This window comes from Pseudomonas ulcerans (genome assembly GCF_036324125.1).
Taxonomy (GTDB): Bacteria; Pseudomonadota; Gammaproteobacteria; order Pseudomonadales; family Pseudomonadaceae; genus Aquipseudomonas; species Aquipseudomonas ulcerans.
This window is the reverse complement of the sequence record NZ_JAZDQN010000001.1, coordinates 184,215-198,213: the sequence shown is the minus strand read 5'-3', so window position 1 is coordinate 198,213 and position 13,999 is coordinate 184,215. Positions and strand designations below refer to the sequence as shown.

At 64.5% G+C, this 13,999-nt stretch carries 15 protein-coding genes; 14 read left to right on the top strand and 1 reads right to left on the bottom strand.

What is annotated here, in order from left to right:
- The first annotated feature begins 59 nt into the window (after positions 1–59).
- A complete protein-coding gene (ppnP, locus tag V0R59_RS00955; RefSeq protein ID WP_330074203.1) occupies positions 60–344 on the top strand; it encodes a pyrimidine/purine nucleoside phosphorylase in 285 nt (94 codons plus the stop codon).
- A 101-nt stretch (positions 345–445) separates the two neighbouring features.
- On the opposite strand, the gene V0R59_RS00950 is transcribed toward ppnP, so the two are convergent.
- Entirely contained in the window at positions 446–1,135 is a 690-nt protein-coding gene (locus V0R59_RS00950) for an alpha/beta family hydrolase (RefSeq protein WP_330074202.1), read from the bottom strand.
- Positions 1,136–1,184: 49 nt separating this feature from the next.
- Between V0R59_RS00950 and ccoN (V0R59_RS00945) the strand changes: the two genes are divergently transcribed.
- The 13 genes from ccoN (V0R59_RS00945) (at position 1,185) to V0R59_RS00885 (ending at position 13,920) form a co-directional block, all read left to right on the top strand.
- Positions 1,185–2,609, top strand: a complete 1,425-nt coding sequence (gene ccoN, locus V0R59_RS00945) for a cytochrome-c oxidase, cbb3-type subunit I (protein ID WP_330074201.1) — start codon at positions 1,185–1,187, stop codon at positions 2,607–2,609.
- 10 nt (positions 2,610–2,619) lie between these two features.
- Complete coding sequence (gene ccoO, locus V0R59_RS00940) at positions 2,620–3,228, top strand: cytochrome-c oxidase, cbb3-type subunit II (protein ID WP_330074200.1); 609 nt, start codon at positions 2,620–2,622, stop codon at positions 3,226–3,228.
- Positions 3,229–3,233: 5 nt separating this feature from the next.
- Positions 3,234–3,431, top strand: a complete 198-nt coding sequence (locus V0R59_RS00935; protein ID WP_330074199.1) for a cbb3-type cytochrome oxidase subunit 3 — start codon at positions 3,234–3,236, stop codon at positions 3,429–3,431.
- On the top strand, positions 3,428–4,363 hold the full coding sequence (ccoP, locus tag V0R59_RS00930; protein WP_330074198.1) for a cytochrome-c oxidase, cbb3-type subunit III: 936 nt from the start codon (positions 3,428–3,430) through the stop codon (positions 4,361–4,363). The genes V0R59_RS00935 and ccoP (V0R59_RS00930) overlap by 4 nt, the downstream gene beginning before the upstream one ends.
- Positions 4,364–4,855: 492 nt before the next feature.
- Positions 4,856–6,298 (top strand): cytochrome-c oxidase, cbb3-type subunit I, encoded by a 1,443-nt coding sequence (gene ccoN / locus V0R59_RS00925; RefSeq protein ID WP_330074197.1) that lies wholly within the window; start codon positions 4,856–4,858, stop codon positions 6,296–6,298.
- Positions 6,298–6,906, top strand: coding sequence for a cytochrome-c oxidase, cbb3-type subunit II (gene ccoO, locus V0R59_RS00920; protein ID WP_009396219.1), 609 nt, complete (start codon positions 6,298–6,300; stop codon positions 6,904–6,906). Before ccoN (V0R59_RS00925) ends, ccoO (V0R59_RS00920) begins: the two co-directional genes overlap by 1 nt.
- A gap of 5 nt (positions 6,907–6,911) precedes the next feature.
- Positions 6,912–7,109 carry a cbb3-type cytochrome oxidase subunit 3 gene (locus tag V0R59_RS00915; protein ID WP_330074196.1) on the top strand — a complete coding sequence of 66 codons (198 nt, stop codon included), beginning with the start codon at positions 6,912–6,914 and terminating at the stop codon, positions 7,107–7,109.
- Positions 7,106–8,086, top strand: coding sequence for a cytochrome-c oxidase, cbb3-type subunit III (gene ccoP, locus V0R59_RS00910; RefSeq protein WP_330074195.1), 981 nt, complete (start codon positions 7,106–7,108; stop codon positions 8,084–8,086). Before V0R59_RS00915 ends, ccoP (V0R59_RS00910) begins: the two co-directional genes overlap by 4 nt.
- A gap of 385 nt (positions 8,087–8,471) precedes the next feature.
- Positions 8,472–9,890 carry a cytochrome c oxidase accessory protein CcoG gene (gene ccoG / locus V0R59_RS00905; RefSeq protein ID WP_330074194.1) on the top strand — a complete coding sequence of 473 codons (1,419 nt, stop codon included), beginning with the start codon at positions 8,472–8,474 and terminating at the stop codon, positions 9,888–9,890.
- Positions 9,891–9,902: 12 nt separating this feature from the next.
- Complete coding sequence (locus tag V0R59_RS00900; protein WP_330105834.1) at positions 9,903–10,439, top strand: FixH family protein; 537 nt, start codon at positions 9,903–9,905, stop codon at positions 10,437–10,439.
- 129 nt (positions 10,440–10,568) lie between these two features.
- Entirely contained in the window at positions 10,569–13,019 is a 2,451-nt protein-coding gene (locus tag V0R59_RS00895; protein WP_330074192.1) for a heavy metal translocating P-type ATPase, read from the top strand.
- Between the two features lie 9 nt (positions 13,020–13,028).
- On the top strand, positions 13,029–13,244 hold the full coding sequence (gene ccoS / locus V0R59_RS00890) for a cbb3-type cytochrome oxidase assembly protein CcoS (protein WP_330074191.1): 216 nt from the start codon (positions 13,029–13,031) through the stop codon (positions 13,242–13,244).
- Entirely contained in the window at positions 13,237–13,920 is a 684-nt protein-coding gene (locus V0R59_RS00885) for a sulfite exporter TauE/SafE family protein (protein WP_330074190.1), read from the top strand. The genes ccoS and V0R59_RS00885 overlap by 8 nt, the downstream gene beginning before the upstream one ends.
- The last annotated feature ends 79 nt before the right edge of the window (positions 13,921–13,999 follow it).

Below are 13,999 nucleotides of genomic sequence, written 5' to 3'. Positions count from 1 at the left end.
CCTGAAGGCTTGGGCATACTGGCCGGCCTTTTCGGTCCCTTTCTTTTCAGGAGTCGCCCATGTTCAAAGTCAACGAGTACTTCGATGGCACGGTCAAATCGATCGCTTTCGGCACCGCTGAAGGCCCGGCTACCGTCGGCGTGATGGCCCCGGGCGAATACGAGTTCGGCACCGCCCAGCGCGAGATCATGCATGTGGTCGCAGGCGCCCTGACCGTCAAGCTGCCGGACAGCGACAACTGGGAAACCTTCTCCGCGGGCAGCCAGTTCAATGTCCCGGCCAATGCCAAGTTCCAGTTGAAGGTGGCGGTGGATACCGCTTACCTGTGTGAATACCGCGACTGACTGCGACACCGCCATCCTTGTGGGAGCGGGTTCACCCGCGATTGCGATAGTGAACTCACCGACGCAATCGCGGGTAAACCCGCTCCCACAGGGTTCTTGGCTCACTTGAGGAATTGTGCAACCCGCAGTGCCGCCGTCTGCATATGATCCTCATGACTCAACCCTGAAGCCTTCAACGGCTTGAGGTCATGGTCCCCCGCCTCCCGCCAGCACAGTTCGATCGCTGGCGACAATTCATAACCTTCCACCGTCTCCCGATTGCCCAGTGCATCCCGCGTTCCCTGGACGATCAGGGTCGGCGTCTTCAATCCGGCCAGATGCGCCACCCGCGGCTTCTCCGGCTTGCCCGCCGCATAGAACGGATAGCCCAGGCACACCAGGGCGTCCGCACCCAGCTCATCCGCCAGCAGACTCGCCATCCTCCCACCCATGGACTTGCCGCCAATGGCCAGCGGCCCAGCGACCAATGGTCGCACCTCCCGCCACACCTCGCGCCAACTCTCCAGCAGCACCGCCTGCGGATTCGGCGGCCTTTTGCCACCACTGACGCGGCGCTCGGCCATATAGGGAAACTCGAAGCGCAGCACCGCCAACCCTTGCCCGGCAAGCCTTTGCGCCATGTCCTCCATGAACCCGCTGTCCATCGGCGCACCTGCGCCATGGGCCAGGATCAGGCAGCCCTTGAAGCCGCCATCTGCCTGATTTTGCGGGGCATTCCACAGCCACCCCCGCACGTTGGCCATTGCCGCCAATTGATCCCCGTCAATACCGGGAACCGCCCCATTAATCATGCTTGCCTCGCTGTTTAGCCTGCCTATAACCGTGGATGGGAACCCATACATGAACACAACCAGCAGTACCGCCTACAACTACAGGGTGGTCCGCCAATTCGCCATTATGACGGTGATATGGGGAATCGTCGGGATGGGGCTCGGCGTTTTCATCGCCGCGCAACTCGTCTGGCCGTCCCTTAACTTCGACCTTCCCTGGACCAGCTTCGGGCGCCTGCGCCCCCTGCATACCAACGCGGTGATCTTCGCCTTCGGTGGTTGCGCGCTGTTCGCCAGCTCCTACTACTCCGTGCAGCGCACCTGCCAGACCCAACTGTTCGCGCCCGCGCTCGCGGCGTTCACCTTCTGGGGCTGGCAACTGGTGATCCTGCTGGCGGCGATCACCTTGCCACTGGGCTACACCAGTTCCAAGGAATACGCCGAGCTGGAGTGGCCGATCGACATCCTGATCACCATCGTCTGGGTGGCCTACGCCGTGGTGTTCTTCGGTACGCTGATGAAGCGCACCACCAAGCACATCTACGTCGGCAACTGGTTCTTCGGTGCCTTCATCATCACCGTGGCGATCCTGCACATCGTCAACAACATGGAACTGCCGGTCAGCTTGACCAAGTCCTACTCGCTGTACAGCGGCGCCACCGACGCCATGGTGCAGTGGTGGTACGGCCACAACGCCGTGGGCTTCTTCCTCACCGCCGGCTTCCTGGGGATGATGTACTACTTCGTGCCCAAGCAGGCCGAACGTCCCGTCTACTCCTATCGCCTGTCCATCGTGCACTTCTGGGCGCTGATCACCCTGTACATCTGGGCAGGTCCCCACCACCTGCACTACACCGCCCTGCCCGACTGGGCCCAGTCCCTCGGCATGATCATGTCCCTGGTGCTGCTGGCGCCAAGCTGGGGCGGCATGATCAACGGCATGATGACCCTCTCCGGTGCCTGGCATAAGCTGCGCTCCGACCCGATCCTGCGCTTCCTGGTGGTATCCCTGGCGTTCTACGGCATGTCGACCTTCGAAGGTCCGATGATGGCGATCAAGACCGTCAACGCCCTGTCCCACTACACCGACTGGACCATCGGCCACGTACACGCCGGCGCCCTCGGCTGGGTCGCGATGATCTCCATCGGCGCGCTGTACCACATGATCCCGAAAGTCTTCGGCAAGGCGCAGATGCACAGCATCGGCCTGATCAACGCGCACTTCTGGCTCGCCACCATCGGCACCGTGCTCTACATCGCCTCGATGTGGGTCAACGGTATCGCCCAGGGCCTGATGTGGCGTGCGGTCAACGCCGACGGCACCCTGACCTACTCGTTCGTGGAAACCCTGGTGGCCAGCCACCCAGGCTTCATCGTGCGCTTCGTCGGTGGTGCGATCTTCCTGACCGGCATGCTGCTGATGGCCTGGAACACCTGGCGCACCGTGCGTGCCCCGGCTCCGGCAACCGCAGACGCAACCGCGCAGCTGGCCTGAGGACTAGGACATGAAACACGAAGCCATTGAAAAGAACGTCTTCCTGCTGGTGCTGCTGATGGTCTTCGCCGTCAGCATCGGCGGCCTGACCCAGATCGTCCCGCTGTTCTTCCAGGACGTCACCAACAAGCCGGTCGAAGGCATGAAGCCCTACACCGCGCTGCAACTGGAAGGCCGCGATATCTACATCCGCGAAGGCTGCGTCGGCTGCCACTCGCAGATGATCCGTCCGTTCCGCGCCGAGACCGAGCGCTACGGCCACTACTCGGTGGCCGGCGAAAGCGTGTGGGACCACCCGTTCCTCTGGGGTTCCAAACGTACCGGTCCTGACTTGGCCCGCGTGGGCGCCCGCTACTCCGACGACTGGCACCGTGCGCACCTGTACAACCCGCGCAACGTGGTACCGGAGTCGAAGATGCCGGCGTACCCATGGCTGGTCGCCCAACAGGTGGATACCAGCCACACCGAAGCCAAGCTCAAGGCCATGCGCACCCTCGGCGTGCCCTACACCGACGACGACATCAGTGGTGCCGTCGCCTCGGTCAAGGGCAAGACCGAAATGGACGCCCTGGTCGCCTACCTCCAGGTGCTTGGCACCGCGATCAAGAACAAGAGGTAAGCGCCATGGATTTCAGTCTGGATATCGGCCAGTTGCGCGGCCTCGGCACCCTGGTGGTGGCGATCGCCTTCATCGGCCTGTCGCTCTGGGTCTTCAACCGTCGCCGTGACCGTGAATTCGCCGAGGCGGCCCTGCTGCCCTTCGCCGACGAGCGCCTGCCGGGCGCTGAGAAAGACAAAGACTTGAGGAGTAAGGGGCAATGACCACCTTCTGGAGTACGTACATCAGCGTACTGACCATCGGCAGCCTGATCGGCCTGACCTGGTTGCTGCTGTCCACCCGCAAGGGCGAGACACCCGGCAGCACCGACCAGACCATGGGTCACGCCTTCGATGGCATCGAGGAATACGACAACCCGCTGCCGCGCTGGTGGTTCTGGCTGTTCGTCGGCACCCTGGTGTTCGCCGCCGGCTACCTGGTGCTCTACCCGGGCCTGGGTAACTGGAAAGGCCTGCTGCCTGGCTACGAGAATGGCTGGACCGGTGCCAACGAATGGCAAAAGGAAATGGAACGCGCCGATGCCAAGTACGGCCCGATCTTCGCCAAGTTCGCCGCCATGCCGGTGGAAGAAGTGGCCAAGGATCCGCAGGCGCTGAAGATGGGCGGTCGCCTCTTCGCCTCCAACTGCGCGGTGTGCCACGGTTCCGACGCCAAGGGCTCCTACGGCTTCCCCAACCTGACCGACAAGGACTGGCGCTGGGGCGGCGAGGCGGAAACCATCAAGACCACCATCATGCTCGGTCGTCACGGCGTGATGCCGGCCTGGTCGGAAGTCATCGGTGAGCAGGGCGTGGCCGACGTGGCCGCCTTCGTCCTGAGCAAACTGGATGGTCGCAGCCTGCCGGAAGGCACCAAGGCCGACCCGGCCAACGGCGAGAAGCTCTTCGCCGCCAACTGCGTGGCCTGCCACGGTCCGGAAGGCAAGGGCACCCCGGCGATGGGCGCACCGAACCTGACCCACCCGCAGGCGTTCATCTACGGTTCGAGCTTCGCCCAGCTGCAGCAGACCATCCGCTACGGTCGTCAAGGCCAGATGCCTGCCCAGCAGGACATCCAGGGCAACGACAAGGTCCACCTGCTCGCCGCCTACGTCTATAGCCTTTCGCAGGAAGGCGACAAGACTTCTGCACAGTAAGACTTCGATCCAACTGAGGATTGACTGATACCGCCGCATCCGAACAGATGCGGCGGTGTTTTTTTGCTCCTGCGACAGGTTGTCGCACCCCTTCCCCACCCCTCCTTGCAGCCCCTCCGAACGGGACTAAGCTTGTTGCCACATGTGGCTGGAAGCGATGTCGCGCATGCACCCCTGTCGGTTCGACTCATGCCATCGTGCCAGCGCAAAGGCTGATGATTGCCGCCTTCGCTGCCGTTTCGAAGAAAAACCCGCCCCCGGGTTCGTACTCGATCGGAGCGTTTTCTAGCGCGCACTCCACGCCAAAAATGGTGCACATAAATAAATAATAATTGTGTACAATTTGCGCGGTAGAGATTTCGGAAAGGCCTTGGAACAGGCTTTGGCGGGCTGTGGGACGGGTCCCCTTGCGTTGCAATACCCACACTGTCTGTAGATACTTGCGCCGATTTTCTACCTACAAAAACACTTAAAAACCGTGGAACCTTGGAAATGAGCACAGCAATCAGTCCGACTGCTTATAACTATAAGGTCGTCCGCCAGTTCGCCATCATGACGGTGGTCTGGGGGATCCTTGGCATGGGCCTCGGTGTCTTCATCGCCTCGCAACTGGTCTGGCCGCACCTGAACCTTGACCTGCCGTGGACGAGCTTTGGACGCCTGCGCCCCCTGCACACCAACCTGGTGATCTTCGCCTTCGGCGGTTGTGCACTGTTCGCCACCTCCTACTACGTCGTGCAGCGAACCTGCCAGACCCGACTGATCTCCGACAGCCTCGCGGCCTTCACCTTCTGGGGTTGGCAAGCGGTCATCGTCGGCGCGCTGATCACCCTGCCCATGGGTTACACCACTACCAAGGAATACGCCGAGCTGGAATGGCCGATCGCCATTTTGCTGGCCATCGTCTGGGTGACCTACGCAGTTGTATTCTTCGGCACCATCGTCAAGCGCAAGACCAAGCACATCTATGTCGGCAACTGGTTCTACGGTGCCTTCATCCTGGTCACCGCGATGCTGCACATCGTCAACCACATGTCGCTGCCGGTGAGCCTGTTCAAGTCGTACTCGGCCTACTCCGGCGCCACCGACGCGATGATCCAGTGGTGGTACGGCCACAACGCCGTGGGCTTCTTCCTGACCACCGGCTTCCTCGGGATGATGTACTACTTCGTGCCCAAGCAGGCCGAGCGGCCGATCTACTCGTACCGCCTGTCCATCGTCCACTTCTGGGCGCTGATCACCCTGTACATCTGGGCAGGCCCCCACCACCTGCACTACACCGCACTGCCGGACTGGGCCCAGTCCCTCGGCATGGTGATGTCGATCATCCTCCTGGCCCCGAGCTGGGGCGGCATGATCAACGGCATGATGACCCTCTCGGGCGCCTGGCATAAGCTGCGCACCGACCCGATCCTGCGCTTCCTGGTGGTATCGCTGGCGTTCTACGGCATGTCGACCTTCGAAGGCCCGATGATGGCCATCAAGACCGTCAACTCGCTGTCCCACTACACCGACTGGACCATCGGCCACGTGCACGCCGGTGCCCTCGGCTGGGTGGCGATGATCTCCATCGGCGCCGTGTACCACATGATTCCGAAACTCTACGGCCGCGCGCAGATGCACAGCGTCGGCCTGATCAACGCGCACTTCTGGCTCGCCACCATCGGCACCGTGCTCTACATCGCCTCGATGTGGGTCAACGGCATCACCCAGGGCCTGATGTGGCGTGCGATCAACGATGACGGCACCCTCACCTACTCCTTCGTCGAAGCCCTGCAAGCCAGCCACCCCGGCTACATCGTCCGCGCCCTGGGCGGTGCGTTCTTCGCCTCGGGCATGCTGCTGATGGCCTGGAACGTCCTGCACACCGTGCGCGCGGCGAACCCGGTCGAAGCCAAGGCCGCCGAACAGATCGTCGTCGTGGGAGCGCACTGATGAAACATGAAGTAGTCGAGAAGAATATCGGCCTGCTGGCCTTCTTCATGGTCATCGCCGTGAGCATCGGCGGCCTGACCCAGATCGTCCCGCTGTTCTTCCAGGACGTCACCAACAAGCCGGTGGAAGGCATGAAGCCGCGCACCGCACTGGAACTGGAAGGCCGCGACGTCTACATCCGCGAGGGCTGCGTGGGTTGCCACTCGCAGATGATCCGTCCGTTCCGCGCCGAGACCGAGCGCTACGGGCACTACTCGGTCGCCGGTGAAAGCGTCTGGGACCACCCGTTCCTCTGGGGTTCCAAGCGTACCGGCCCGGACCTGGCGCGGGTCGGCGGTCGTTACTCCGACGACTGGCACCGTGCACACCTGTACAACCCGCGCAACGTCGTTCCCGAGTCGAAGATGCCGGCCTACCCGTGGCTGGTGGAAAACAAGCTCGATGGCAAGGACACCGCCAAGAAGATGGAAGTCCTGCGCACCCTGGGCGTGCCGTACACCGACGCGGACATCGCCGGTGCCCGCGACGCGGTCAAGGGCAAGACTGAAATGGACGCCCTGGTCGCGTACCTCCAGGGCCTCGGCACCATCATCAAAAGCAAACGGTGACTGCGATGGATATCGGGATGATTCGAGGCCTGGGCACCGTCGTGGTGATGGTGGCCTTCGTCGGCCTGGCGTTGTGGGTGTTCAGTTCTCGGCGCAAGTCCGAGTTCGACGAAGCGACCATGCTGCCCTTCGCGGATGATCCCGAGGCCAGCAAGCACGTCGAGCAAGCGCAAGCGAACGCGTCTAGGAGTAACAACGAATGACTACCTTCTGGAGTCTGTACGTCACCGTTCTGAGTCTGGGCACCATCTTCGCCCTGACCTGGCTGCTGCTGTCCACCCGCAAGGGCCAGCGCAGCGAAACCACCGAGGAAACCGTCGGCCATGCCTTCGACGGCATCGAGGAATACGACAACCCGCTGCCGAAGTGGTGGTTCATGCTGTTCGTCGGCACCATCATCTTCGCCCTGGGCTACCTGGCGCTGTACCCGGGCCTGGGCAACTGGAAGGGCATCCTGCCGGGCTACCAGTACCTGGACACCGAGAAGAAAGTCGACTTCGCCAACGGCCAGGCCGGCTGGACCGGCGTTCACGAGTGGGAAAAGGAAATGGCCCGGGCTGATGCGAAGTTCGGTCCGATCTTCGCCAAGTTCGCGGCCATGCCGATCGAAGAAGTGGCCAAGGATCCGCAGGCACTGAAGATGGGCGGTCGCCTGTTCGCCTCCAACTGCTCGGTCTGCCACGGTTCCGATGCCAAGGGCTCCTACGGTTTCCCCAACCTCACCGACAACGACTGGCGCTGGGGCGGCGAGCCGGAAACCATCAAGCAGACCATCATGGCCGGTCGCCATGGCGTGATGCCGGCGTGGGCCGAAGTGATCGGCGAGCAGGGCGTGGCGGATGTCGCCGCGTACGTGCTCACCAACCTCGATGGCCGCACCCTGCCGGAAGGCACCAAGGCCGACCCGGCCGCCGGGCAGAAGATCTTCGCCGCCAACTGCGTGGCCTGCCACGGTCCGGAAGGCAAGGGCACCCCGGCGATGGGCGCACCGAACCTGACCCACCCGCAGGCGTTCATCTACGGTTCCAGCTTCGCCCAGCTGCAGCAGACCATCCGCTACGGCCGCCAGGGCCAGATGCCGGCGCAGCAGGAAATCCAGGGCAACGACAAGGTCCACCTGCTGGCGGCCTACGTCTACAGCCTGTCGCACAAGGATGAAAAACCGGCCGAGGCGCAGTAAGGCCCGGCGGTAGAAAAAGGCCCCGTCAGTGCAGACTGGTGGGGCCTTTTTTCTTGCAGAGGATTCAAAGGTGTACGCGCCTCCTGTGGGAGCGGGTTCACCCGCGATTGCGGTAGTGATTCCACCGACGTAATCGCGGGTAAACCCGCTCCCACAAGGTTCGCGTCAATCCGGCAGGTTTTGTGCCCTAACAGGCCCCCACATGACCTGGATCAATTGACACCGCCAATACAGCATTGTTGGCTTCCAACCAACGCGACCCAGTGTCGCACCCACGTCCTGGGCGGCCTGCACAGGCGTATGATGCGGACAGATCAGCAACACTTCTGACTGCGGTCGGCATGCACTGGCCGCGGCGTTTTTCCACTGCCGTGGGACTGTAACGATGAGCAAGCAGATTCCTGTACAAGACATCACCCCGCCTGCCAAGAACAAGAAAGACACGGGCGTCGACCTCTATGCCGCCCGGGAGAAGATCTACACCCGGGCCTTCACCGGCCTGTTCCGCAACCTGCGCATGGCCGGTGGCGCCTTCCTCTTTCTGTTGTACTTCGGGACTGTCTGGCTCAACTGGGGCGGTCACCAGGCGGTCTGGTGGAACCTGCCGGAGCGCAAGTTCTACATCTTCGGCGCGACCATCTGGCCGCAGGACTTCATCCTCCTGTCCGGCATCCTGATCGTCGCCGCCTTCGGCCTGTTCTTCATCACCGTGTTCGCCGGCCGCGTCTGGTGCGGCTACACCTGCCCGCAAAGCGTGTGGACCTGGATCTTCATGTGGTGCGAAAAGGTCACCGAAGGCGACCGCAACCAGCGCATGAAACTGGACAAGGCGCCGATGAGCGCCAACAAGTTCGCGCGCAAGTTCACCAAGCACAGCCTGTGGCTGCTGATCGGCTTCGTCACCGGCCTGACCTTCGTCGGCTACTTCTCGCCGATCCGCGACCTGATGGTCGACTTCTTCACCGGCCAGGCCGACGGCTGGGCCTACTTCTGGGTCGGCTTCTTCACCCTCGCCACCTACGGCAACGCCGGCTGGCTGCGCGAACAGGTGTGTGTGTACATGTGCCCCTACGCGCGCTTCCAGAGCGTGATGTTCGACAAGGACACCCTGATCGTCTCCTACGACCCGCGTCGCGGTGAAACCCGTGGCCCGCGCAAGAAGGACATGGACTACAAGGCCAAGGGTCTCGGCGACTGCATCGACTGCACCATGTGCGTCCAGGTCTGCCCTACCGGCATCGACATCCGCGACGGCCTGCAGATCGAGTGCATCGGCTGCGCCGCGTGCATCGACGCCTGCGACAGCATCATGGACAAGATGAACTACCCCCGTGGCCTGATCAGCTACACCACCGAGCACAACCTGTCCGGGCAGAAGACCCACATGATGCGGCCGCGGCTGATCGGCTACTTCGTCGTCCTGCTGGTGATGATCGGCCTGCTCGCCAGTGCCTTCTTCATGCGCTCGCTGGTGGGCTTCGACGTCAGCAAGGACCGCGTGCTGTATCGCGAGAACGCCCAGGGCTGGATCGAGAACGTGTACAGCCTGAAGGTGATGAACAAGGACCAGCACGACCACGTCTACGTGCTCGAAGCCAAGGGCCTGCCGAACCTGCGCCTGGACGGCGCCAGGGAAATCCGCGTGGCTGCCGGCGATATCGTCAGCCTGCCGGTGCAGTTGTCGGTGTCGCCCGAGCAGTTGCCGTCGACCACCAACGAAGTCATCTTCATTCTCCGCGATGCCGACGACAGCGGCTCCGAGGTTGAAGCCAAGAGCCGCTTCATCGGCCCGCAAATCCGTTAAGAGAACATGCCCATGCCTGCAACGAACACTGTTCACAGCGTCTGGTACAAGAACCTTTGGCCGTGGATCATCATCGGCATCCTCGCCACGTCGGTGACCCTGAGCCTGACCATGGTCAGCATCGCGGTGAACAACCCGGACAACCTGGTCAATGACAACTACTACGAGGCCGGCAAGGGCATCAACCGCTCGCTGGACCGCGAGTTGCTGGGCCAGACCCTGAAGCTCAAGGCCAGCGTGCATCTGGACGAAGTCACCGGCGAGGTGGAACTGCGCCTGACCGGGGACAGCCAGCCGCAGGCGCTGGAGCTGAACCTGATCTCGCCGACCCAGCCGCAGAAGGATCGCAAGATTGCCCTGGCCCTCACTGGCGACGGCCGCTATGTCGGGCAGTTGCCGGATCGCGTGGAAGGCCGGCGCTTCGTCGAGCTGCTGGGCACCGAGCAGGGCCAGACCTGGCGCCTGTTCGAAGAGGAAGAGGTGGCCCACGATGTGACCTTGATGCTCGGGGATGAGGAACTGAAAGGGGCCGAGCACCTGGACAAATAGTCACCTCGGCCCCCTGTGGGAGCGGGTTCACCCGCGATTGCGATAGTGAATTCAACACCGTAATCGCGGGTGAACCCGCTCCCACAGTGGTCCGTGGCGAACCTTCGAAAGACCTGCGATAAGACAGTCATGACCACCCCCACGCCTTGCTACCACTGCGCCCTGCCCGTCCCCGCCGGCAGCTCGTTCACCGCCGTCGTCCTCGGCGAACCCCGCGCCTTCTGCTGCCCCGGCTGCCAGGCCGTGGCCGAGGCCATCGTCGCCGGCAAGCTGGAGAGCTACTACCAGCACCGCAGCGAAGCCAGCGCCAACCCCGAAGCCCTGCCCAGGCAACTGCAGGACGAACTGGCCCTGTATGACCGCGCCGACGTCCAGCAACCCTTCGTCCGCCATGAAGGCGAGCTCGCCGAAACCACCCTGCTGATCGAGGGCATCAGCTGCGCCGCCTGCGGCTGGCTGATCGAGAAACACCTGCGCGCCCTGCCCGGCGTCGCCGAAGCACGGCTGAACCTGTCCAACCATCGCCTGCTGGTGAGCTGGGCCGACAGCCAACTGCCGCTGTCGCGCCTGCTCGCCGAACTGCGCCAGATCGGCTACGCCGCCCACCCCTACCAGGCCGACCGCGCCGCCGAGCAACTGGCCAGCGAAAACCGCACCGCCCTGCGCCAGCTCGGCGTCGCTGGCCTGCTGTGGTTCCAGGCGATGATGGCGACCATGGCCACCTGGCCGGAATTCAATATCGACCTCAGCGCCGAAATGCACACCATCCTGCGCTGGGTGGCGATGTTCCTCACCACGCCCATCGTCTTCTACAGCTGCGCGCCGTTCTTCAAGGGCGCCGCCCGCGACCTGCGCACCCGCCACCTGACCATGGACGTCTCGGTCTCCCTGGCCATCGGCCTGGCCTACATCGCCGGGATCTGGACCGCCATCACCGGCAGTGGCGAGCTGTACTTCGACGCCGTGGGCATGTTCGCCCTGTTCCTGCTGGCCGGCCGCTACCTGGAACGCCGCGCCCGCGAGCGCACGGCGGCGGCCACCGCGCAACTGGTCAACCTGCTGCCGGCCTCGTGCCTGCGCCTGGACGCCGCCGGCAACGCCGAACGCATCCTCCTGCGCGAACTGCAGGTCGGCGACCGCGTCCAGGTCCAGCCCGGCGCCGTGCTGCCGGCGGACGGACGCATCGTCGAGGGCCGGTCGAGCATCGACGAATCCCTGCTCACCGGCGAATACCTGCCCCATCCGCGGCAGGCCGGCGACCTGGTCACCGCCGGCACCCTCAACGTGGAAAGCGTGCTCAGCGTGGAGGTCCTGGCCCTGGGCCAGGACACCCGGCTGTCTGCCATCGTGCGCCTGCTGGAGCGGGCGCAGTCGGAAAAACCACGCCTGGCGGAAATCGCTGACCGCGCCTCGCAATGGTTCCTGCTGTTCAGCCTGGTCGCCGCCCTCGGTATCGGCCTGCTGTGGTGGCAGATCGACGCGGGCCGGGCGTTCTGGATCGTCCTGGCCATGCTCGTGGCCACCTGCCCCTGCGCCCTGTCCCTGGCCACGCCGACCGCCCTCACCGCCGCCACCGGCACCCTGCACAGCCTCGGCCTGCTGCTGACCCGTGGCCATGTGCTGGAAGGCCTGAACCAGATCGACACGGTGATCTTCGACAAGACCGGCACCCTCACCGAAGGCCGCCTGACCCTGCGCGCCATCCGCCCGCTGGCCGGGCTCGACGCCGACCAGTGCCTGCGCCTGGCCGCCGCCCTGGAAAATCGCTCCGAACACCCCATCGCCCGCGCCTTCGGCCGCACCGTGGCGGTCGCCGAAGCGGTGCAGAGCACGCCGGGCCTCGGCCTCGACGGCCGGGTGGACGAGCGCCAGCTGCGTATCGGCCAGCCGGCCTTCGTCTGCCAGCTCAGCGGCGCCGACCTGCCGGCGATGCCGGACGAACCCGGCCAGTGGCTGCTGCTCGGCGACACCCAGGGCCCGCTGGCCTGGTTCGTCCTCGACGACCGCCTGCGCCACGACGCCGCCGACCTGCTCGACGCCTGCCGCGCCCGCGGCTGGCAGACCCTGCTGCTGTCCGGCGACAGCTCGCCGATGGTCGCCAGCGTCGCCGCTGAGCTGAAGATCGACCAGGCCATCGGCGGCCTGCGCCCGGACGACAAGCTGCAACGCCTGAAAGCCCTGCAGGCTGAGGGCCGCAAGGTGCTGATGCTGGGCGACGGGGTCAACGACGTGCCGGTGCTGGCCGCCGCCGACATCAGCATCGCCATGGGCTCGGCCACCGACCTGGCCAAGACCAGCGCCGACGCCGTGCTGCTGTCCAACCGCCTCGACACCCTGGTACAGGCCTTCAGCCTGGCCCGGCGCACGCGCCGGATCATCATCGAGAACCTGTGCTGGGCAGCGCTGTACAATGGCCTCATGCTGCCGTTCGCCGCCCTCGGCTGGATCACTCCGGTGTGGGCCGCGGTCGGCATGTCGGTCAGTTCGCTGATCGTGGTGCTCAACGCCCTGCGCCTGACCCGGCTGCGCGGCACGGCGGCGCAAGCGGCGCCCGCCACCCGGCAACCCGCCACGGCCTGAGGAGACAACATGCCCGCGCTCTACGTGATGATTCCCGCCGCCCTGGTCCTGGTCGGCATCGCCGTGTACATCTTCTTCTGGGCGGTGGACAGCGGCCAGTACGACGACCTCGACGGCCCCGCCCACAGCATCCTGTTCGACGACCAGGACCCGAACCACCAGGCCGCCGTGAAAGGCCAGGACAAACCCGAAGACGACCAGCCAGAGCCCCCTGCCCGTGGTTGAACTGTCGCCCCTGCTGGGTTCCGCACTGATCCTCGGCCTGCTCGGCGGCGGTCATTGCCTGGGCATGTGCGGCGGCCTGATGGGCGCCCTGACCCTGGCCATCCCGCCGGAGCAGCGCGGCCGCCGCCTGCGCCTGCTGATCGCCTACAACCTCGGCCGCATCCTCAGCTATGCCAGCGCCGGGCTGTTGCTCGGCCTCGCCGGCTGGGCCCTGGCCGGCAGCCCGCTGGCTACAGGACTGCGTGTGCTGGCGGCGCTGTTGCTGATCTGCATGGGCCTGTACCTGGCCGGCTGGTGGAGCGGCCTGACCCGTGTGGAAAGCCTCGGGCGCGGCCTGTGGAGACACATCCAGCCCGTGGCCACGCGCCTGCTGCCGGTGTCCAGCCTGCCCCGCGCCCTGCTCCTTGGCGCCCTGTGGGGCTGGCTGCCCTGCGGCCTGGTCTACAGCACCCTGCTCTGGGCCTCCAGCCAGGGCAACGCGCTGCACAGCGCCCTGCTGATGCTGGCCTTCGGCATCGGTACCTGGCCGATCCTGCTGGCCACGGGCCTGGCCGCCGAGCGCGTCACCGCCCTGTTGCGCCGGCGTGGCGTGCGCATCGCCGGCGGCCTGCTGGTGATCCTGTTCGGCCTGTGGACCCTGCCGGGACCACACCAGCACTGGCTGATGGGTCACTGAAGCGCGCTTGATGCAAATCAACACAGATGTACGTGGCGCTCCCTAGACTCCGGACACTGCCGCAATTCCCGGGAATGCC